General features: G+C 50.4%; 23 protein-coding genes. 2 read left to right on the forward strand and 21 right to left on the reverse strand.

Features of this window, described 5'->3' with window-relative positions; translation table 11 throughout:
• Positions 1-104: 104 nt before the first annotated feature.
• The 4 genes from EKO24_RS12825 to EKO24_RS12840 all read right to left on the reverse strand — a co-directional run bounded on the left by EKO24_RS12825 (position 105) and on the right by EKO24_RS12840 (position 2,447).
• Positions 105-458: a cupin domain-containing protein gene (locus EKO24_RS12825; RefSeq protein WP_127029790.1), complete on the reverse strand. Its 354-nt coding sequence runs from the start codon at positions 456-458 to the stop codon at positions 105-107.
• 248 nt (positions 459-706) lie between these two features.
• Entirely contained in the window at positions 707-1,108 is a 402-nt protein-coding gene (locus tag EKO24_RS12830; protein ID WP_127029789.1) for a nuclear transport factor 2 family protein, read from the reverse strand.
• Between the two features lie 18 nt (positions 1,109-1,126).
• On the reverse strand, positions 1,127-1,498 hold the full coding sequence (locus EKO24_RS12835; RefSeq protein ID WP_127029788.1) for a VOC family protein: 372 nt from the start codon (positions 1,496-1,498) through the stop codon (positions 1,127-1,129).
• 184 nt (positions 1,499-1,682) lie between these two features.
• Positions 1,683-2,447, reverse strand: a complete 765-nt coding sequence (locus EKO24_RS12840; protein WP_127029787.1) for an AraC family transcriptional regulator — start codon at positions 2,445-2,447, stop codon at positions 1,683-1,685.
• A gap of 85 nt (positions 2,448-2,532) precedes the next feature.
• Here EKO24_RS12840 and EKO24_RS12845 point away from each other — a divergent pair, with 85 nt between their 5' ends.
• Positions 2,533-3,615, forward strand: coding sequence for a DUF3047 domain-containing protein (locus EKO24_RS12845; RefSeq protein WP_127029786.1), 1,083 nt, complete (start codon positions 2,533-2,535; stop codon positions 3,613-3,615).
• 104 nt (positions 3,616-3,719) lie between these two features.
• Here the strand turns inward: EKO24_RS12845 and EKO24_RS12850 are convergent, their stop codons facing one another.
• The 16 genes from EKO24_RS12850 to EKO24_RS12930 form a co-directional block, all read right to left on the reverse strand.
• Entirely contained in the window at positions 3,720-6,317 is a 2,598-nt protein-coding gene (locus tag EKO24_RS12850) for an InlB B-repeat-containing protein (RefSeq protein ID WP_127029785.1), read from the reverse strand.
• Between the two features lie 422 nt (positions 6,318-6,739).
• Positions 6,740-7,075: a hypothetical protein gene (locus EKO24_RS22580; RefSeq protein ID WP_127029784.1), complete on the reverse strand. Its 336-nt coding sequence runs from the start codon at positions 7,073-7,075 to the stop codon at positions 6,740-6,742.
• A gap of 427 nt (positions 7,076-7,502) precedes the next feature.
• Positions 7,503-8,813, reverse strand: a complete 1,311-nt coding sequence (locus EKO24_RS12865) for a GGDEF domain-containing protein (protein WP_127029782.1) — start codon at positions 8,811-8,813, stop codon at positions 7,503-7,505.
• A 127-nt stretch (positions 8,814-8,940) separates the two neighbouring features.
• A complete protein-coding gene (locus EKO24_RS12870; RefSeq protein WP_127029781.1) occupies positions 8,941-9,312 on the reverse strand; it encodes a nuclear transport factor 2 family protein in 372 nt (123 codons plus the stop codon).
• Positions 9,309-9,950 carry a transglutaminase-like domain-containing protein gene (locus EKO24_RS12875; RefSeq protein WP_206667271.1) on the reverse strand — a complete coding sequence of 214 codons (642 nt, stop codon included), beginning with the start codon at positions 9,948-9,950 and terminating at the stop codon, positions 9,309-9,311. Before EKO24_RS12875 ends, EKO24_RS12870 begins: the two co-directional genes overlap by 4 nt.
• A complete protein-coding gene (locus EKO24_RS12880; protein ID WP_127029779.1) occupies positions 9,947-10,345 on the reverse strand; it encodes a GFA family protein in 399 nt (132 codons plus the stop codon). Before EKO24_RS12880 ends, EKO24_RS12875 begins: the two co-directional genes overlap by 4 nt.
• 18 nt (positions 10,346-10,363) lie before the next feature.
• Positions 10,364-11,146, reverse strand: a complete 783-nt coding sequence (gene blaOXA / locus EKO24_RS12885; protein ID WP_421743928.1) for a class D beta-lactamase — start codon at positions 11,144-11,146, stop codon at positions 10,364-10,366.
• A gap of 166 nt (positions 11,147-11,312) precedes the next feature.
• Positions 11,313-12,191: an EamA family transporter gene (locus EKO24_RS12890; RefSeq protein ID WP_127029778.1), complete on the reverse strand. Its 879-nt coding sequence runs from the start codon at positions 12,189-12,191 to the stop codon at positions 11,313-11,315.
• A 133-nt stretch (positions 12,192-12,324) separates the two neighbouring features.
• Positions 12,325-12,903 carry a histidine phosphatase family protein gene (locus EKO24_RS12895; RefSeq protein ID WP_241674521.1) on the reverse strand — a complete coding sequence of 193 codons (579 nt, stop codon included), beginning with the start codon at positions 12,901-12,903 and terminating at the stop codon, positions 12,325-12,327.
• Positions 12,900-13,736 (reverse strand): alpha/beta fold hydrolase, encoded by an 837-nt coding sequence (locus EKO24_RS12900; protein WP_127029777.1) that lies wholly within the window; start codon positions 13,734-13,736, stop codon positions 12,900-12,902. Before EKO24_RS12900 ends, EKO24_RS12895 begins: the two co-directional genes overlap by 4 nt.
• A 147-nt stretch (positions 13,737-13,883) precedes the next feature.
• Positions 13,884-14,420: a glutamine amidotransferase-related protein gene (locus EKO24_RS12905; RefSeq protein ID WP_127029776.1), complete on the reverse strand. Its 537-nt coding sequence runs from the start codon at positions 14,418-14,420 to the stop codon at positions 13,884-13,886.
• The gene (locus EKO24_RS12910) at positions 14,417-14,875 is read right to left on the reverse strand and encodes a GNAT family N-acetyltransferase (RefSeq protein ID WP_127029775.1); all 459 of its coding nucleotides are present in this window, start codon (positions 14,873-14,875) and stop codon (positions 14,417-14,419) included. The genes EKO24_RS12905 and EKO24_RS12910 overlap by 4 nt, the downstream gene beginning before the upstream one ends.
• The gene (locus EKO24_RS12915; protein WP_127029774.1) at positions 14,872-15,318 is read right to left on the reverse strand and encodes a VOC family protein; all 447 of its coding nucleotides are present in this window, start codon (positions 15,316-15,318) and stop codon (positions 14,872-14,874) included. The genes EKO24_RS12910 and EKO24_RS12915 overlap by 4 nt, the downstream gene beginning before the upstream one ends.
• Before the next feature lie 42 nt (positions 15,319-15,360).
• Positions 15,361-15,762: a GFA family protein gene (locus EKO24_RS12920; RefSeq protein WP_127029773.1), complete on the reverse strand. Its 402-nt coding sequence runs from the start codon at positions 15,760-15,762 to the stop codon at positions 15,361-15,363.
• Positions 15,763-15,779: 17 nt separating this feature from the next.
• Positions 15,780-16,478 (reverse strand): glutathione S-transferase family protein, encoded by a 699-nt coding sequence (locus tag EKO24_RS12925; RefSeq protein ID WP_127029772.1) that lies wholly within the window; start codon positions 16,476-16,478, stop codon positions 15,780-15,782.
• A 44-nt stretch (positions 16,479-16,522) separates the two neighbouring features.
• On the reverse strand, positions 16,523-16,942 hold the full coding sequence (locus EKO24_RS12930) for a GNAT family N-acetyltransferase (protein ID WP_196240022.1): 420 nt from the start codon (positions 16,940-16,942) through the stop codon (positions 16,523-16,525).
• A 249-nt stretch (positions 16,943-17,191) separates the two neighbouring features.
• On the opposite strand from EKO24_RS12930, the gene EKO24_RS12935 reads away from it, so the two are divergent.
• Positions 17,192-17,902: an autoinducer binding domain-containing protein gene (locus tag EKO24_RS12935; RefSeq protein ID WP_127029771.1), complete on the forward strand. Its 711-nt coding sequence runs from the start codon at positions 17,192-17,194 to the stop codon at positions 17,900-17,902.
• 101 nt (positions 17,903-18,003) lie between these two features.
• On the opposite strand, the gene EKO24_RS12940 is transcribed toward EKO24_RS12935, so the two are convergent.
• Complete coding sequence (locus tag EKO24_RS12940; RefSeq protein WP_127029770.1) at positions 18,004-18,468, reverse strand: Lrp/AsnC family transcriptional regulator; 465 nt, start codon at positions 18,466-18,468, stop codon at positions 18,004-18,006.
• Between the last annotated feature and the right edge of the window lie 105 nt (positions 18,469-18,573).

Genomic DNA, 18,573 nt, shown 5'->3' on the forward strand with positions numbered 1-18,573 from the left:
ATTAAGTTTCATTACAGCTGATGAACCGCCTAGTGCGGACCCGCATGCTAGGTGGTGTGGGGGCTGGGAGCTAGACACTCCCGGCTACCCGGTTAGCTGCTACTTTACAGTTCATGCTTTTCATTGCAGCCAAAATCTAAAGCCACGCATGGTTGATCACCGTTCACCCATGCATCATGACCTGGTGCCAATTCAAAAGCCTCGCCGGGACCAACCACGGACTCCTCGCCGTTGGCGCTTTTCACAATAAAAGAGCCAGATAATATATAGCCGATGTGATTTTCTGATGGTTTTCCCGTTTGCTTGCCTACATGCTCAGACCACCGCCAGCCAGGCCGATATGTGCCTATGCCGACAAATGACGTTCTAAGGTTTACGGCAGATCTCGTACTGCCGTCTAGAAATTCCCATCTCGTATCAGAAGAAGATGGATCTTTGATTATGGGTTCATTATTCAAGTTTCGACCTCAATTATTGGAATGTAGGAGCTACAACAGCTAACAAAGTATTAGAAAGTTTCTTATATCTCCTTCTAACAGATGATATACAGCTATTAATCTTAACAACCGTCTGCTATTGGACTCAAATACGCCGTAATAGAAACTACCCACAAAGCAGTTTCGTACGATCATATTCTCCTAACAGCCGGATTACATTCAATCGGCACGCTACCCACCGCGTACCATTTTCAAATTTTCCCGATAAATTAAACCGGAAACGAAGAAAACTGATCCCCCACAGCCCACCAACGCCCCTCTTCCTTAACCATGAAAAACATATCGCGCCCGGCCGAATTGAAGGTTTGGCCGTTCATATCGAACGCTATGTCGAAATAATAGGCAACCACGGAGGCATCGCCGTAAACGTGAATCACCGGGTCGGTTTCCCGCCAATGGTGGATGCGCGTGGCTTCGGCAAATCCTTTCCAACCGGCAATACAGTCCACGCCGCCTTCGCGGCGCATGCGGTCGGTGGACGTAATCGCCACCATGTTCCGGTGAAAATAGTTAGCCAGATCATCCGGATTGCCTTTTGTCCAGGCATCGTTCAAGGCCCGGATGGTTGTCCAGATTTCCTGTTGTACCGGATCGTCAAAACGGATGATCATTGGCTAATGCGCTGAAAACTAGATGAGGTAAAACACGCACAGCTTATTGCCGTCGAGATCGCGGAAATAAGCTCCGTAAAAACCGTTATCGCCGCGCGGCCCCGGAGCGCCTTCATCGCTTGCGCCGAGTTCCAGCGCTTTTTCGTAAAGCGCATGCACTTTCTCCTGGTTGCCTGCATACAGCGAAACCATGACGCCGTTGCCGACCGTGGCCGGGTTGCCGTCGAACGGCTTGATGACACTCAAAGCCGTCTGTTTGGGACTGGTGCCCCAAGCAATGTATCTTTCGGTATCCCTAACGCGTTGCGCGCCGAATTCGGCCAGCAACGCATCGTAAAAAGACGCGGCGCGCTCTAAGTCATTGGTGCCGAGCGTGATGTATCCGATCATAAAATCTCCTGAAAATAATGGTGTAATAAAACGCTGCGTAGTTTACACGCTTGCACGGCCCGCTAACAGGCGTAATCAGCGTTTAAACTTAGAAACTTGGTTGACGAAGCATGAACGATTTTTCACTCGTTCCTAAAGGGATGGCGAAAAATTGCTGTTTAGCCTGGCAAACCCGCGTTCGGCTTTAAACTTCAAACCGATTAATTCCCCGAAACACATAAGCCGGATTAATGCCGAAAGTCTCGCGGAAGCTGTGGCTGAAATGGGGCGCATCCGCAAACCCGGCATCCAGCGCGGCAATGGTCATGTTATCGGCGGCATTTAAACTATCCATTGCCAAAAACAGGCGCTTCCAAGTCCTGAAACGCCGGTACGGCACGTCGGTATGCTGTTTGAACAAATGCAGAAACCGGGACGGCGAAAGATCGGCCCTGTCGGCCAGGTATTCTTTCGAGAAATTGTAATCCGGTTCACTGCGAATTAAATCGATAGCGGCCTGAACGCGCGGGTCAATGACTAGATTGAGCTCTCCATCGCAACGCAACAAATCGTCCAGACAGTTTTCAATGACGGCTTTATCGGGGTCCGATTCATAAATCCGGCATAATTGCTGAACCAGCTCATCATCTTGAAATAACGACAGCGCTTGTTCGCGATAAGCAAAGCGGCGCTTGAAATACAAAAAGTCGGAACTGTCCCGTTCAATGAATAACTTGCCGTGCACGCCGCCTTCAAAATCAAGCTCATGCGGAGTACCGGGCGGAACGATTGCACAACGACAGCTTTGCCATGCGCCGTTAGCGATTTTTATCCTGAAAGGCCGGTAAATGCCGACATGCAAGGCCACGGTCGCATAGGCGTGCGCAGCTAACTGCACCGACGGGCCGAAATAAAGCGCCCGGCCTCGCCAGATAAATAAACGCATATAAGCAGGATAAAGTTTCAGCATAGCCAATTTATACAAGATTTAATTGCGACGGCCTGATTATAATCCTTGCAACTGATTTTTATGATCTTTCAGCAAGAGGCTCATCATGGACACTATTCAATTCAAGTCGCGCTTTACCGAATTACTGGACAATATTGCCCCAGGCGTTATTGCCGAACACCGTTTTTTTGAACTTCCGTCCGCGCAAAAACCCTGGCTCGATACCGGCCTTGATGTCGAAGCCGGCGATAATTTTAGCTCTTTCGCAACCGGACAAACCCGCTTTAAAGACTTGCCTCTCGTCTTCGAACCTAACTTCCAGTTGTGGTTTCGCATCGATCAAAACGGCAAGATATTCCGCGGTACCCGCGATAGCCATAGTTTTACCGTAGAGCAACCGGGACGGCTTTATCTGGCCAGCTATTTTCCCGGAGAGTGGGCCGACAACACAGGCAATTTGGCAACGCCGGATGAAGTCTACGATAGCGTCGCCGGCAACCTGTCGGTTCTGCTGATCCGCTGGCAGGGCAATACGCTGGACGGCTTAAAAACGCTTGCCGAGAGCGGCGACGTGGATCACCGTATCGCCGTTGAAATCGACCGGCTGGTATCGCCGGTTATATCGCCATCAGGTTGGGATTACTTGTGGTTCGTGGGTCCCGCTGAAATTTATCAATCCTGCGCCGCACCGGCCAAAAAAGAATCGGCTATCTGCTGCCATACCCATAATGACTGCGGCTTGTTGCAAAAACCGGTCGACCTGCCGTTTAAACCGGGTACCCGCTTGCGTTGGTCGTGGAAAATGGATGCCCTACCCTCTAGTGTACGGGAAGACACGCTGCCCACTCACGATTATTTAAGCATCGCGGTCGAGTTCGACAACGGCCAAGACATCACGTATTACTGGAGTGCCGAACTGCCGCCGGAAACGTCGTATCGCTGCCCTATTCCGACCTGGACCCACCGCGAAACCCATGTCGTGATCCGTTCCGGCTCGCAAGGCTTGGGCGAGTGGTTCGACGAAGACCGGGACGTTTATCAGGATTACATTAATGCGATAGGCGGAACCTTGCCGGGCAATATCGTTAAGGTCTGGCTGATTGCGGTCAGCCTATTTCAGCATCAACAAGGCGTCTGCCAATATGCGGACATTAGTTTTCTGAGTGACGGCCGCGTGGTGCCTATCTAGCCTAAAAACCACAAAGAGCAGATGAAAACCGTTCCTGCCGAGTCTTTCAAGCCTGTCATGGCTTGCCGAATCACATGAACGGCTTTCAATCCCGCTATTATCGGTTATTTAAGAGAGCCGCCAACCACGACGCCTCTCGGGCCGTAATTCGAGTTGTAGTAATCGACTCGCATCGTAAATGAACCTGTCGTTGCGCCCGCAGGTATAGGCACGGAAAGCGCAAACGATTTGTTCAGTATTTCCCCTTTCGGCGCTGTGTACGTGTAGGTTTTACTATTTGCCCCTACGGAAACGGTCGCATAAACAACATAATTGAAATCATCGTCCGCAGCCGAAGCCTGTTCCACCCATCCGGTACCGGATATGGAAAGCGTGCTGCCGCTCAGTTTCCCTGAGTAGGTATAAATATCATACCCAAACGGAGCGGTATACTCCGGTGGATCGACAAGATTTGCCCCGCTTATCGTATATTTAAGATGGTACTGCCCCCATTCGGCTGTCCCGCTTTTGCTGGTGCCTCCCGTGCTTGCCGATGTTTTGCAGTAGGTAGGAACCTCGGTAAATGTTGGCGTTGAACTACCGTTGCCTATCAGAGTGGCCACGAAATTTTTGTAACTGCTGCTGTTGCGTCCTGAATCCAAATGGGTTTTCGCCACACTTTGCACGGCGGCGTCGACCGCTGACTTGCTCAAATAAGGTGCGAGCGCATTGCGGCTCTGCTGTTCGATCTCAATATACTTACGGAACAGGTCGACTTCGGTCGCGCTCGCTCCGCCGCTACGCTTTCTGAGATTGTCCATCTGTCCGACCGACAATTGAAGATAGCGAGCATAAATGTCGTTCAACCGCGCTTTTCTTGCCGGAGCCTGTCCTTCCGCCGCTTGCCATTTCTGGTATTGGGCGACGAGTTGCCTGTCCGCCTCATCCGTGCTTATCCCGCGTATCTTGGCGACATGCGACAAAAGCTCGAAAGACCCGGCTCCGGTGTTGGCCACTAGCCCGTCTTGCGCCTTCCATGATTGGTAATGGGTCATGACCAAATCGTCGTTGACCCACTCGTTCACTTTCCTGGCCGATTCGACGTACACGCCTAAACCGCAGCTTGTTAGCGGAAGCACCTCGTTAAAAACACCGGCAACCAGTGTTTTAAGCGCCTGCTTGTAGTCGCCTCCGCATGAAGATCCCAATGCCGGCGCTGTCGCATCGACATATCCGCTTTTCTCCGATATTTTTTGCGCAAGCCGGGTTAATTCCTTCGGATCGCTGACCGACTCGATCAGCGCTTTCCCGATGGCTTTTGAAAACAGCAGCGACGCTTCCGCGGTCTGCCCTTCGGCGAGATTCTCAATCCCTTCCTGAACGACATCCGAGTTCGAGGCAAGCTTGGCGGCGACATTAGCGGCATAAGAATCGAACTCGAGATTCCCGGCTAACTTGCGCCCGCAGTCAAGTAGAGCGGCTTGCAAATCGCTCGACGACGGCAGCGATATTTCCACCTTGGTTTGCTCGTTAATCCATTTATCAATCGCCGAACTAGCCGCACGGCTGATAGGCGCAAAGGCCGTTTGAGTTCCCCAATATTTGTCATAAAAAGCCTTGTTAGCGAGCTTATCGATTGCGCTTACCTTGAAGCCGTTGTTGCTTTGCGAAAAGGCCAGCGTTACCGCATAGTAGTCGCTGCCGACGCGTAACGGAATAATCGATATGCCAAGCGGCGGACCGTACAGATAAGCGCTGCTGCCGGAACTATCGATTCCGGGTAACGGGGATTTCACCAACGGATTGGGATAGCCCGCTGTTATATTGGTTAGATCGAAAGAGTAGCCGGACAATCCGGAACGCAATGTCCAATCCACGGTCATATGCTGAGTTTTACCGGAAATAATATTCTCTATCCTTAGCGTATCGCCTATGAACGACGCCTTGGTATTCAGCAGCGACAAGCCGGAAATTCCAAGCGGTTCCTGGCCCAATATAACCGGGTATAAACCGTCGTCGAAATACTCGGGAAACATTGCCGCCAATTCATCCAACGTGATGGGTTCCGGCGTTGCGGTAGTCGATGCGCTAAACGTAGCAACCGCGCTCTTTTGCTCGGTAACATTGCTAAGCGTGCAAGTCGAAGCCGTTCCCGAGCAATTTCCGCTCCAAGCGGAAAAAGTGTAGCCGCTATTCGCTGTAGCCGTGCAAGTACTGCTGCCGCCCGACGTAACAGGGTTAGGACTGCATGCCACGCTGCCGCCGGCAGTCGGGCTTGCAGCCGTGGAAATCGTATAAGTGGCGGCTATATCGCCTTTGATTATAGTAATGCCGGCATTGCCGGATTGACTGTTGTACGACCAAGTCGATGGCGTTGAGTCGATGACGGTGTAAGTTCCCGCCTTAATAGTCGTCGCCGGATGTACTTCCCAATACAGGTTGTTTCCGGCAGTGCTGACCGCCTGCCATGGCCCATACATCGTTCCGTCGGAATGCTTAAGCCCTATTGTCCCCACCGTGCTGCCGCGACCGCTGTTCCAGTGGTACGTCAGAACATAGGTGATAGTGACAGGATTCGTCACGGTAAACACTGTTGCCGCGGTAGGATTATTATAGACGCCGGCAATATTGCCGTTATCGAAGATCGTGCTTTCCGCGTACGCCGCTTGTCCGCCGCTGCCCAACAAGAAAATCGCCCAAAACATCAAGTAAATAGTCTTCATGACCCGCTCCCTATAAACATACATGAGATGTGGAAGTCATTTCTATTCCAGGTTTTAAGCATTTCATCGACGGAAAATTATCAATCCGATTGCACCGGCATTTGCCGGCCACACAAAAACCATCAACGATGATCATCCACTAAATTCGATTATAACGCTCTATCACTGTATAACAAGATATTGCAGAGCTGTTTAATAATTAAGAACCGATGTTACGCACGGGAACGGTATCCATAACATTTCCCAATATCGGGTGGTGAAAGTCAGATCAGCAATTGCTGTCGCCAGGAGTCTCTGACGGTTGGATTGGCTGCTGAGGAACTCGTCCGGGCGCTAAACGTTTAAGCTTCGGATGTTATAAGAGAAAATGCAGGAAGCCCATCGTTAGGGATTATTGATGGGCTTAAAATTTGATGCAACAACTATTTTGACTTGGCAGGAACACTGTCCCATGATTTCTTGTTAAAGCCTAAAGCCGTTGCGGCCGCCCGTTTTTCCTTGCTTAGTTTATTCCATGCGGCGCCGTCGGATAGAACGCTCCAGAGTTTTTGTTCCTCAGCGGACATATCATCCCAATCGATTGCATCCCAGAATTTATTGACATCTCCGGTAGGTGTACGAACACCTGTTCTTGCTCCATCCTTTGCCGCTTCGGCAACTTTCTCAACAGGCGCGCCAGCTTCGGCGACAGGTGCCGGCTCAGCGTAAACCCAATTAGAAACTACAGCTAACGCCAAGATACAAAATAACTTTTTCATAAAATTCCTATCGGTAAAATTAACTATCGGTAATTGCTAATTAGCATAACAGATTGACGTTTCTTTGATAAGTTTGAGTTTGAGCTTTACGGCCGGGATAGAGTAAAGGACGTTGGGAATTATCTAACTGATGTTACGCACCGTCCACGAAAGGCACGGAAAATATCGGCCGTAGATTGGCCGCTTGCTGGAGATTAGACCTTCCAGGTTTTTACTGGAGCCGCTCCCGGCGGCTCCAGCACTTCTGACCTCCATGGATGGAGGAAATGCCGAGGACTGCCCGGAGCAGTCTCGGCCGCCATCCATGGCAGTCGTAAAACCTGGAAGGTCTGCCTATCGAACTGTTCTCCGCATAACGCCAGTTCCGGTTGCGCGTATTTTTCATCTCCTACACTACTTGACTGTTCCCTCGTGAAACCGCCAAGGATCAATAACAAAGCCGGTTTCTGCCGTCGGCTTTTGCTTGAAACAACTTACCGTCGGCTGCCGCCAGCATGTGTTCAAAGCGATCAAAACTAAGATCGTCATTCAGACCTATGCTCATCGTAACCTGAAGCTCGGGATGTATGGCTGCCCAAGGGAAATTTTCAATCTTTTTACGTAGCCTTTCGCACTGTTCCACTGCTTGCGTCAACGGCGTTTCAGGAAAAATAACGACAAACTCCTCTCCGCCATAACGGGCAACAATATCGCTTGCGCGTATGCTGTCTTTCAATATGCCGGAAACTGCTTTTAGCACTTCATCGCCGATCGCGTGAGAAAACTTGTCATTTACTTGCTTAAAATGATCAATATCGCCAATCATAAAACTCAATGGATGCTTATACCGCTGCATCTGGATAAAAAGCTTATCCGCCTGCTCATTAAAAAAGCGGCGATTATAGAGTTGAGTCAATTCGTCTCGGATGCTCAACTCTTTTAAAAGCAATGCCTGCTCACTGATCGTGCAATTGGACTCCTCCAGTTTCTCATAAGCATGAGCAAGATCGGCACTCATGCGATTAAATGCTTCAGCAAGGACGGCTGTTTCGTCCGTACCGTGCACTGTCACTGTTTGGCGGAGTTCCCCTTGATTCATCGCCCTGATAGCCGTAGTCAGTTCATGAAGCGACTTACTTAAGCGTTTACTGAACAGAAAACCAAGAAAAATCGCCAATGTGCCGGCAATAACAAATGCATAGATCAGTGCTTCCCTGATTATGGCCAGATAATTCCGGTCTATCGCCGATAAATTGGGCTTGCCCTGTGGAACCGCCAATGCCAGTAGCTGATTTTCCAGCATAATGGGAGTCACTCCCGAACGGTCCGACACCGGCACAAATTCTCCATGTTCATATTTTCCACCGCCCAATAACACCTTGCCCTGCGGATCGAGCAATATAAACAGGAACGGCGGAGCCCACTCCGGCTCATCCGGCATCGGCGGCCTTGATCGCGCCCCGGTAGGCTCTATTCGATCTTTCGATCCGGAAAAGATCGGCTCATCAGGATGCGGGCCGGTTAACGTGTGCCTGCGTCTGACGAACTGGCCAAAACGTTCGGCCTTTTGCGCCTCGTCCCAAGACCCGTAAGCGGCAATATAGGCCGTAACGTCCCCTTGGAAATTCTCAAAAGCGCGCTCCATCGCGATTTGGTCGAATCTTGTCGATACCTGCCACTGGGCAATAATACCGACAACAATCACCGCGCTCATGCTGGTGATAATAAGCGCTAATGAAAATTTAAATCTGAGCGACATTGATCCCTATGTTATGCAATTTGGTTTTATCCCTGATTATAACCGATGTTACCCGGCCTTTATTTATTGCAGTTGCGTAGGCGCGTCGACAGCTTTCCGTTGCCCAATCACAGGATGCTGGTTGTTATCATAAAGGTTCCGTCAACAATGAATAATGCGCAAAAGCTTTAACCACTTTTTGCTCTTCATTGAAATGAAACACTTCGGCAGCCAAGCGGCCGCCTGCCCCTCGATAATGGAGCGTGATGCTATTTACGCCAACCAACGTCGTTATCAATTCAAAATGCAAATCCGGAATCAGTTGCAGCGCTTTAGCCCAATAAGCGCCAACCGCAGCCTTGCCGCGAAGTGTGCCGCCGGCTTCGCCGGCAAGCTGGATAATCACCGGCGACGACATTTCAAAATCGTCGTCATAGTGCGATAAGATGCGCGCCAAGTCGTGGCTGTTCCACGCGTCTATCCAATCTTTGGCAAAATGTTCGGCAAACGCATTATTCATAAGTAATCCTTAGGGGTCATAGTAAAAGAGGACAGCCTTTTCGGCGGAACAGTTATAACTTCGGCATCCGGCAAGTTTTCAAAAACTTCCTCTACCGTTTTGTACTGCGTCAATGCTTCTATCACCACCGGCAATGGCTCGGGCAATATTTGCGGAAAGTCTTTTTCCAACGCATCGATAATCGGGAACGCCAGTTTTTCAATAGGCGGACAAAACTCGGCCGCCACGCCTGGCTTATTGCCTCGGGCATCAACGCGATACCAGCCGTGCTTTTCAAGATAAACCGCATTCAAGCCGTGCAGGCAATACGGCGGGCTATCGTTCTGAACCGTCAGCCGCTGGTAGCAAAGCCCGGCCGGAATGCCGTTAGCTCTTAACAGCGCGGCCAGCAAATGGCCCTTCGCATAACAATAACCGGTACCGTGTATTAATACGTCCGACGCTTTGCAGGTCACCGGGTTCTGCCGGTAATCCCAACTGTGCTTAATCGCATCGCGGACGAACTCAAAGCACCGTTTCGCTATCGCTTCATCGGAATCGCAGCCTTCGGCAAGTTCCGCTGCCTTGGCCGCTACCAAAGGATGATCGCAGTCAATGTACTCGCTGCTGTCGAGATAGTTTTCGATATCCAGTTTCATTTTCGCCCCGGTTGCCATTCCGGATAAGCAGGAATGCCTTCATGCTGAAGCCACGGCACATCGTGGGATGTCCAGATATGCAGTTGCGGAGTAACACCGGGATCTTCATCCAGCGTCGCTGCCCGAACAATAACGTTAGGCTGATTGACACGCTCAGCCACCAAATGCGAACCGCATACCGAACAAAAATAACGCAATTTTCCCGGCGAAGATTCAAAAGATGACAGTTTGTCTTCCCCCCTCAACCAGCGAAAATGCTCGCGCATGACTCCGGCCCCGGTGATAAACGGCGCCGCATGCGCTTTTTGGCAAGTCCGGTAATGGCAGTGAGTGACAGGCATATCGATGCTGTCGATTTCGTACTCAATTGCGCCACATAAACAACTACCTTTCATTTTGTCCTCCTTGTTAAATTAAAGCACGCCTAACACTTTAAGACTGGCTTTGCCCAATTCGATACGCTTAGCCGCGTCGCTTGCCTGCTGCATGTCCATGTTTAACGCAAAACTGTATAACTTATCGCCTTTTTGCACCCAGCCGACCCACCAACCGATGTTCGGCTTTACGGCGCTGGCCCAACCGGTCTTGCCGTACAAGATACAATGCTCATTCTGCTCCAATTGAACGATGTCCCGAACTTTGGCTTGAATCTCTTTGGGAAACGGCAGCTCGTCCCGGGCCAAGCGGGTCAGAAACTGTGCTTGTTCCACTGCGCTGATCATCAACGGTCCCTCTAACCAGAATTTATCGACAATGTTGCCTATTTCGCCGTTGCCGTAGTCCATTTCGTCAATACCATCCTGCATCGCCTCAAGACCTATGCGCCGGGCAAGCTCCTGATAGATCGGCACGTTGGATATTTTAATCGCCGCCCGCAAGCCCATATCCTGTTCCCATGTTTTATAAGGTTGCGGTTTGCCGCCATAAGGCAGCACGTCGTCAACATCCTTGACCGCAGCGACGGAAAGACCGATCAGACTATTGGCGATTTTGAACGTGGATGCCGGAATATAGCGGGTTTCGGCCCGGGCAAGATCGTGCCCTATAAAACGGTCCTCGGCAACATCGTAAAGGACAAAGGTACCTTGTACCCCGGCATGACTAAACAACTTTTCAACCTCCGGGCTATCCTGCCAATCTAAGACGTGGACCGGGTTAACGAGCAGCAGCATTACGATTGCGAATAGATATTTCACGTTAAAGTTATCCTGTTTTCTTTGAAAATTTAGGTTCAGTTTCCCATGCTCAGTGCGTAGCGTGACAACCGGAAACAGACCATAGCCGATATGCAGACCTTCCAGGTTTTTAAAACCTGGAAGGTCTAACTCGCAACGTTCTGAAAATACATAAGTATTTTTTTGCTTAAGCCGGCCGTGTGCGAAACGCAAGACGAGGACCGAACAAATTAATACACAACCCCGTAATAACCAATATCGCCGCGTTTATTTTCCAATCGAACAGCGGCTCGCCCAAGACTAACGTTGAAGAGCCAAAGCCGAATATCGGCACCAGCAGCGTAAACGGCGCTACGGTCGCGGCCGGATAGCGGCTAAACAGCCAGCTCCATGCGCCAAAGCCCAGTAAAGTCACCGGATAGACCATATAGCCAATCGCGCCGATAGTCAGCCACGAAATATGCGAAACGACGTCAATATTCCAACTGCTCCGCTCCATTAAAAACGACAACACCAACAGCGGCGGCCAAGCGACAAAACTGCTCCAAACCACCAGCGCCAGCATATCGACTTTGCCGAGCTTCTTGGAAATCAGGCTGCCTACTCCCCAAGTCACGGCTGCGGCGACAATCAGGATCAGGCCGTAAGCCGAAACTTCCCCGCCAATATTCGCTGCGACCAGACCGATTCCGGAAAACGAAACCAAGGCGCCCACGATTTGCCAGACGGATGGCTTTTCAGCCAAAAATATCACCGCCAGCAACACGGTAAAAAACACCTGCAATTGAAGCACTAAGGAGGCCAAACCCGCTGTTGTCCCGGCATGCATGCCGGAAAACAGCAATGCAAACTGTAACGAGAACATCACCAAGCCGAAAGCAACAACCATCCGCAATGGCGCGTCGGGCCGTTTGACGAAAAAGATTGCCGGAAACGCGGCCAGAAAAAACCGGAGCGCGCAAAGCAAAATAGGCGGAATCTCTTTAAGGCCGACTTTAATGACGACAAAATTGAATCCCCAAATGGCAACGATCATTACTGCCAACGCGATATGATGTAAACGCACTGCCGCTCCTGAGACTTGTTATGGTTAATGTAAAAAGGGCCGAGGCGCTTTTGGCACGTTCTGATTAGCCGCAATGTTATGTATTCGTTGACGTAGACGTAGACGTAGACGAATATGGTTGAAAAACTCAATGTTAAGTTGGAAACCGGTAAACACTGGTGTCCCAATAGCTGTTCCGGTGCTTGGCGGGTCCTGCCCAGCCCAAGGCGATAAGCTCTTTGGCAATCAGGCGGTTCATAATGCCGTGTCCAACCAACAAAACCGGGCCTTGCCCGGCAAGAGCAACCAGTTTACGAGCTGCAATCTTCGCGCGAGCTCTCGCAACTTGAATTGACTCGGAACCTCGCGAATAGCCGAAAAACCAAAACAGCCGAAAAAGTGCGGCCCAAACAACAGGCGGTAAGCGAGGAAATCGCCAAACAGCGAACGGCAGTTGCGCCTCGCAGAATACCGCATCGACAACGGATGGCGTATGCCCCAGCGCCTGAACCGACGATAACGCACGGGGAGCAGTGCTTGCGGCGATACAAGTAGAAGCATTGAGCCACGGTAAACCGTCAATCGGCGGCGCGCCGTTGGCTTCCACCTCGGCAAGGTTGTAATGCTCGATCCAGCGTTCCATCTCGACCGGCGTAATCCGGCCCGATTGAGCCAGAACAGGCTTTCCGTGCCGCATCAGGATGATTTTCATTGTAGAAGAACGTACTCTCACTCTATTCGCTCCAAATTACCGTAAGGTTCGCCTAATTGGCGGCATATTTCAGGCGCAGCCCGGTAGAGGCATGAATAATGCGATAGGCCGTTAAAAATTTCACTCGAAACGCAACCGGGAATCGCCGTTGCCAAATATTCCGCCATAGCAACCGGCGACCAGTTGTCCTCTGCGCCATGCCAGATGTATGTCTTGACGCCAATACCGGAAAGCGTGTCTTTCCAGGGCTGGACATAAGCCCTGATGTCTCTGACATACCCTTGAACGCGGCCAGTAAAACAGGATTTCAATATCTTGGCGATGCCGGATTGAAATTCGTGGTCGTCAGACAAGGCTTTGTCATCACCTGCCGCGCCGGAAAACAATAAACGAAATAACGCAACCGGAGAAAGTAAAGCCAATAACTTTTGCCAGTAAGATAACAGAACAAATAAAGCCGGGCATGTCTTTGCTAACTGAAAAACCCGCTTTCCAGCCATGTTTTCAAGAGAAATATCCGCATCCAACGGTGCGGCAGCCGAGATTAAATGCAGACTCCGAACTCCGTCACTCAGATAGCGGCAGCTCTGTAGAGCGATAAACGCACCGATTGAAAAGCCGATCACATCCACTTTTTTCCCGGCGGCTTGTTTTGAAATTTCCTGGGCCAGGAACTGATAATACGCGTCACCGGCTGTCGAATAATCGCAAGAAAAACGGTCGAAACAAATAAACGTCAATCCCTGTTCTTTAGCATAAAGATCGAAAATCGCACATTCTTCCGGTGCGCCGGGCGCGCCGTGAAAGTAGATCACTAATTTTCCATTATCGGCACCGAACCGGCTGAACATCATTGAAAACTCCGTTTAATACTTAACTTAAACAGGTTGCGCGAACGGTTACGAAATATTGCGCTCCGCAGGATGATTAACGCCATCGTTCGTTGGCACCTTCTCGGTTTCAAACGGATTGACGCCTTCCCGGCGCGCTTGACCACAATCTTAGATTGCACGATCAACTACCGTCTTCAAAAAAGCCGTAATTAACGGATGGGGCTTTAAAGAAGTCGGACGCGATTGCGGCACGAACAGCGTCCCGATAAAAAACGGATGCTCGGGATGCTCAATAACGCGAATTTCACCTTCGCCAAAGGAACAATGCAGTTGCGAAATGAACAGGTTTGAAGCGTAGGGATCGTATTCGGCGTGTTGTGCGTCCTTAAAACCTAGGACATTCCGGGCATATTCGATCACCATATGCTGAAACCCGCCGCAGGTGCCTAAACAAGGAATTTTATTTTCCCTGGCATGACGAATCGCCCACAAGGTAAGCTCCATATTTTTATACGGGCTTCCCGGCGCAATCCATAGGCCCGAATAGTGTTCAAACAAATTCGGGCTTATGTCTTCGGTTGAAATCCAGTCGGCCGTTAGCTTCGCATCCAACAGGCTTCGAGCCCGTTCTATGGCTTCGTTTGTCGAAATATGCGGCGGAAAAGCCGGCGTATATTCACCGAGCAAAGCAATTGACTTCATCATGCCGTTAGGATCGCAAAGTGATAAACCAAGAACTGCTCATCGCGCTTCCAGCCGGCCGATTCATAAAGTTTCTGGGCGGCTTCGTTAGTTATCGCCGTTGACAGCGAAATGCGGGCGGCCTCCCCGGACTCCGCGTATTCAACGGCGGCGTTTATCAGTTGCGAGGCCACGCCTTTTCTTCGGGCATGCTCATCGACGAACAGATCGTTAAGCACCAATATCCGAGCCAGCGATACCGATGAAAAGCTCGGATAGAGCTGGGTGAAACCAACGGCTTTAGCGCCTTCATGGGCAATGAACAAAACCGATTCATTATGATTGAAGCGCGCCGATAAAAACGCCGTTGCCGCCGACAAATCGCTTGGCCGGCCGTAAAATTGGCGATAATTGTCAAAAAGCGGCGCAAGCGCCTCAAGGTCCGTCAGGACGGCTTGGCGAATGGTGATGGTATTCATAATTCTCCGGAAACGCGGTTCGAAACCTCGATTAAATTCATGTCCGGGTCGCGCAAATAAACCGACATAATCGGCCCTGTCGCCCCAGTACGTTGTACAGGCCCATCAATCACCGTTACCCCACATAAAAACAAATGCCTTATCACCTCGGCTAACGGAACCGAACTGATAAAGCTGAGTTGAGCGGCTTGTCTGCTCAAACGAAACTTATGCCCTTTGGGTATAAAACACAAATCGGCAGAACCTGGAGTAGGCAACGATGCTTTGGGTTCAAATTCATTTCCGTATTCATGCAAATTAATTTTTTGCGAACCGAATGACAACGCTTTGCGGCCGCTGCCAAAGGTAACGACCTCCATGCCCAAGACTTTCGCGTAGAAAGCTGAGCTAACGTCGATGTTTTTAACCGTTAATACGAGATGGTCAAGGCTGTCTATTTTCATGGGTTTGGGAGTTTAATGTAACCTGCTTGATTGAAGACCATGTCAAGCCTGTTCCTTCACCTCAAGATCGGGATTTACATAATCCCAAGGCTGATGGCTTGCGCCCCAAAAAACTTGCTGCGGCTTAAACACGCCGGGATCTTTCAGCGTCGCGGCATGAAAGAACAACATGCCCGGATAACCGGACGACTTTTTTAAGACCGGGTTTCCGCAAGTCGGACAAAAACCGCTGCTGAGGGTATTGCCATTGTCCGAAGTTAATTCGTAAAACTTGAGTTCTCCGGACACAAGCGTGTCTTTGCCCAATGCGACAAACTCGGCCGAATGCCCCGTACCGGTGATTCTTTGGCATTGCCGGCACTGGCATAAGAAAGATAGCCGAGGCTCGGAGTTCAGCTGATATTTAACCGCTCCGCATATACAGTTGCCTTTAAATAAATTCATTTAATTCCCCTTGATATTCAGCGCGGCCCTGCGCCGGCTTCGCGATAATCGTTCAGCCAAGTCCCGGCATTTCTTGTTATCTCCTCATACACCTCATGGCGCCAGCTTTCCTGAAGCGCGGCGTTATGCCATTCCTGCATGGAAGGCAAGGCCAGCAGCCGTTCGGAATAGGCAAGCGCTTCCGGCGCCATCGCCAATTCATAGGTCTGTACGCGGAACGCGACAGGCGCAAAAAATGCGTCCGTCGCGGTGAACGACTGGCCGGCAAGATACGGGCCGCCGAAACGGTCGAGACTTTGTAACCACAGCTCATCAAGCCGGTCCAGATCCTTTTTCAGTTCCGAAGAATACGAGTCGATTCTCACCCTCGCCCCGCAATTCATCGTACAGAGGCTACGCAATGCCTGAAAACCCGAGTGCATCTCCGCCGCCGCACTACGCGCCCAAGCGCGTGCCGGCCGGTCGGAGGGCCATACTTGGGGTGTTTGCTCCGCCAAGTATTCGGCGATAGCCAATGAATCCCAGACAACGGTATCTCCGTCAAGCAGGCACGGCACTTTCCCGCTGGGCGAGAAATTCCGGAACGCATTCGACTTGATGTTGTCGCTGAAAGGTATTAAATGTTCAACGAACGGAATTTCAAGTTCGCGCATTAGCACCCAAGGTCTGAGTGACCACGACGAGTAGTTTTTGTTGGCAATAAAAAGTTCCAGCATGAATATCTCTGTAAATTGGATTCGGATGTTCAAAAAGCTGCCGGTTAGGCAAGCCGTTCCGCAAAGTGATAACTGACAATGCTCAGATTTTGGTTCAGGTAAAACTTGTGGGCTCGATGACGCTGAACGCCGGAATCGAGATGGAAAGCATTGCACCCATCCGCTATCGCCAGATCGCGAAGCCGGGCCATCATTCGTTTACCATAATCTTTCGACCGTTCAGTCTCTAATGTCGACAAGTCTTCGACATAGAGATGCCTGCCATAGAAGAGATTTTGCGAAATTTTAAACCCGGCGACGCACACAACCTGAGTTTCATCCCTGAGGTATGCGAGCCGGTAACCGTCAGTCATCAGTTCCCGGACAAGAGGAACAAAAGCAGCTTCGTCAAGCTCCGTGCGGAGCTGCTTCATGACTTGGAAGCAATCGGCTATTTCAATATCGTTTTGTGCTAGTTTGATCAAGAATTCACCCTTTAGGTTTTAGTGCGCATAACCTTTCAAACCGAAACGCGACGCGCACAGCGCCAATGGTTTCAATCAACGTTCGATTATCGATTTTTTTGATTACGCCAAGCAGGCGCTGGCTAAATTAGACTGGATTTTGCTATCAGCAACAACTGTTAATACTGACAGGTTCTGCCGCTTTTATTCGAGCATATTCCAAACTCAAGCCTCATAATATAGCCACTAGAAAAACCGGCGACAAACCTCATGAAAACTTGGCAAGAGAATCAACTTCAAGCATTGCAGTCCATTCAATCCGAGCAGCCGCTTTTCCAAATCATCGCTTCGCTTGGCAAGGAACTCGGCTTTGATTATTGCACTTACGGCTTGCGCGCGCCGCTGCCTCTTGCCGCGCCTAAGACCCTAATATTCAGTAATTACCCAACAGCTTGGCAAGCGCAATACAGAGCCAAAAATTATCTGGCGATTGATCCCACCGTACATCACGGTATGCGCTCTCTTCTCCCCATTCTGTGGACGGATAATCTATTCAATCCCGCGCGCGAGCTATGGGAGGAAGCGCAATCATTCGGGTTGCGTCATGGCTGGGCGCAATCCAGCCATGATTTCAATGGCGTTAAAGGCATGTTAACGCTGGCCCGCTCGAATGAGCCGATCTCCGATACGGAACTTGAAGACAAGCGATTCAAAATGGCGTGGCTGACTCAAACCGCGCACTTGGGCATGTCGCGATGCTTGACGCCGAAGTTGATGCCGGAAGCCGATGTGAAATTATCCAACCGCGAGATAGCGGTGCTCCGCTGGACTGCCGACGGTAAAACGTCCGGCGAGATTTCGGACATTCTTAAGATTTCCGAGCGTACCGTTAACTTTCATATTCATAATGCCATTACCAAGCTGAATGCAACCAACAAAACTTCAGCTGCGGTAAAAGCTGCGATGCTTGGATTTTTGTAACGGCACTATCGAATTACCTGATAAATAGTCTCCAAACGGCCAATTTTTTGCGCCTCGCCTACCTAAAACAACCGGATAAGCTTGCGCAAAAATACCGGCTCTCAAACAACGGGAAACGCAGTCTTATCGACGACCCGGCGCAGTACGAAACTTGAATGCACGCCGCTGACGCCTTTAATGCCGGTGATCCGTTTCAGCAGTAATTCCTGGTAAGCCTCCAAATCCTTCACGACCACTTTCAATTGATAATCGGCCGACTGGCCGGTAATTAACAGGCATTCCAGCACTTCCGGAATATCGGCGATGGCGGTTTCGAAATCGTTGAAACGCTCCGGCGTATGTTGATCCATCGAAATGTGGATCAAGGCCGTCAGCGTCAGCCCCAATGCCTTCGCATCCAACAGCGCGCGATAACCGCTTATCAGACCGGATTCTTCCAACGCCCGCACCCGGCGCAAACACGGCGACGGCGAAAGGCCGACGCGGTCCGCCAGTTCCTGATTGCTGATGCGCCCGTCGGCTTGCAGCACCTGTAATATTTGCCGATCAAAACGATCAAGTTCCATAAACCACCAATAAAATCATGACAATTGAAATATACATTAGTATATTCAATAAATCGCGCAATTATCTGCCAATTATTAGCTATTTTTAGAGTATAAACGCAATCA

Source organism: Candidatus Methylobacter oryzae (assembly GCF_003994235.2).
GTDB classification, from domain to species: domain Bacteria; phylum Pseudomonadota; class Gammaproteobacteria; order Methylococcales; family Methylomonadaceae; genus Methylobacter_A; species Methylobacter_A oryzae.

Coding starts and splice junctions, on each gene's coding strand:
- EKO24_RS12830 (WP_127029789.1), bottom strand. CDS start 1,108: ATGATCATCCGTTTTGACGATCCGGTACAACAGGAAATCTGGACAACC.
- EKO24_RS12835 (WP_127029788.1), bottom strand. CDS start 1,498: ATGATCGGATACATCACGCTCGGCACCAATGACTTAGAGCGCGCCGCG.
- EKO24_RS12840 (WP_127029787.1), bottom strand. CDS start 2,447: ATGCTGAAACTTTATCCTGCTTATATGCGTTTATTTATCTGGCGAGGC.
- EKO24_RS12845 (WP_127029786.1), top strand. CDS start 2,533: ATGGACACTATTCAATTCAAGTCGCGCTTTACCGAATTACTGGACAAT.
- EKO24_RS12850 (WP_127029785.1), bottom strand. CDS start 6,317: ATGAAGACTATTTACTTGATGTTTTGGGCGATTTTCTTGTTGGGCAGC.
- EKO24_RS22580 (WP_127029784.1), bottom strand. CDS start 7,075: ATGAAAAAGTTATTTTGTATCTTGGCGTTAGCTGTAGTTTCTAATTGG.
- EKO24_RS12865 (WP_127029782.1), bottom strand. CDS start 8,813: ATGTCGCTCAGATTTAAATTTTCATTAGCGCTTATTATCACCAGCATG.
- EKO24_RS12870 (WP_127029781.1), bottom strand. CDS start 9,312: ATGAATAATGCGTTTGCCGAACATTTTGCCAAAGATTGGATAGACGCG.
- EKO24_RS12875 (WP_206667271.1), bottom strand. CDS start 9,950: ATGAAACTGGATATCGAAAACTATCTCGACAGCAGCGAGTACATTGAC.
- EKO24_RS12880 (WP_127029779.1), bottom strand. CDS start 10,345: ATGAAAGGTAGTTGTTTATGTGGCGCAATTGAGTACGAAATCGACAGC.
- EKO24_RS12900 (WP_127029777.1), bottom strand. CDS start 13,736: ATGATGTTCAGCCGGTTCGGTGCCGATAATGGAAAATTAGTGATCTAC.
- EKO24_RS12905 (WP_127029776.1), bottom strand. CDS start 14,420: ATGATGAAGTCAATTGCTTTGCTCGGTGAATATACGCCGGCTTTTCCG.
- EKO24_RS12910 (WP_127029775.1), bottom strand. CDS start 14,875: ATGAATACCATCACCATTCGCCAAGCCGTCCTGACGGACCTTGAGGCG.
- EKO24_RS12915 (WP_127029774.1), bottom strand. CDS start 15,318: ATGAAAATAGACAGCCTTGACCATCTCGTATTAACGGTTAAAAACATC.
- EKO24_RS12920 (WP_127029773.1), bottom strand. CDS start 15,762: ATGAATTTATTTAAAGGCAACTGTATATGCGGAGCGGTTAAATATCAG.
- EKO24_RS12925 (WP_127029772.1), bottom strand. CDS start 16,478: ATGCTGGAACTTTTTATTGCCAACAAAAACTACTCGTCGTGGTCACTC.
- EKO24_RS12935 (WP_127029771.1), top strand. CDS start 17,192: ATGAAAACTTGGCAAGAGAATCAACTTCAAGCATTGCAGTCCATTCAA.
- EKO24_RS12940 (WP_127029770.1), bottom strand. CDS start 18,468: ATGGAACTTGATCGTTTTGATCGGCAAATATTACAGGTGCTGCAAGCC.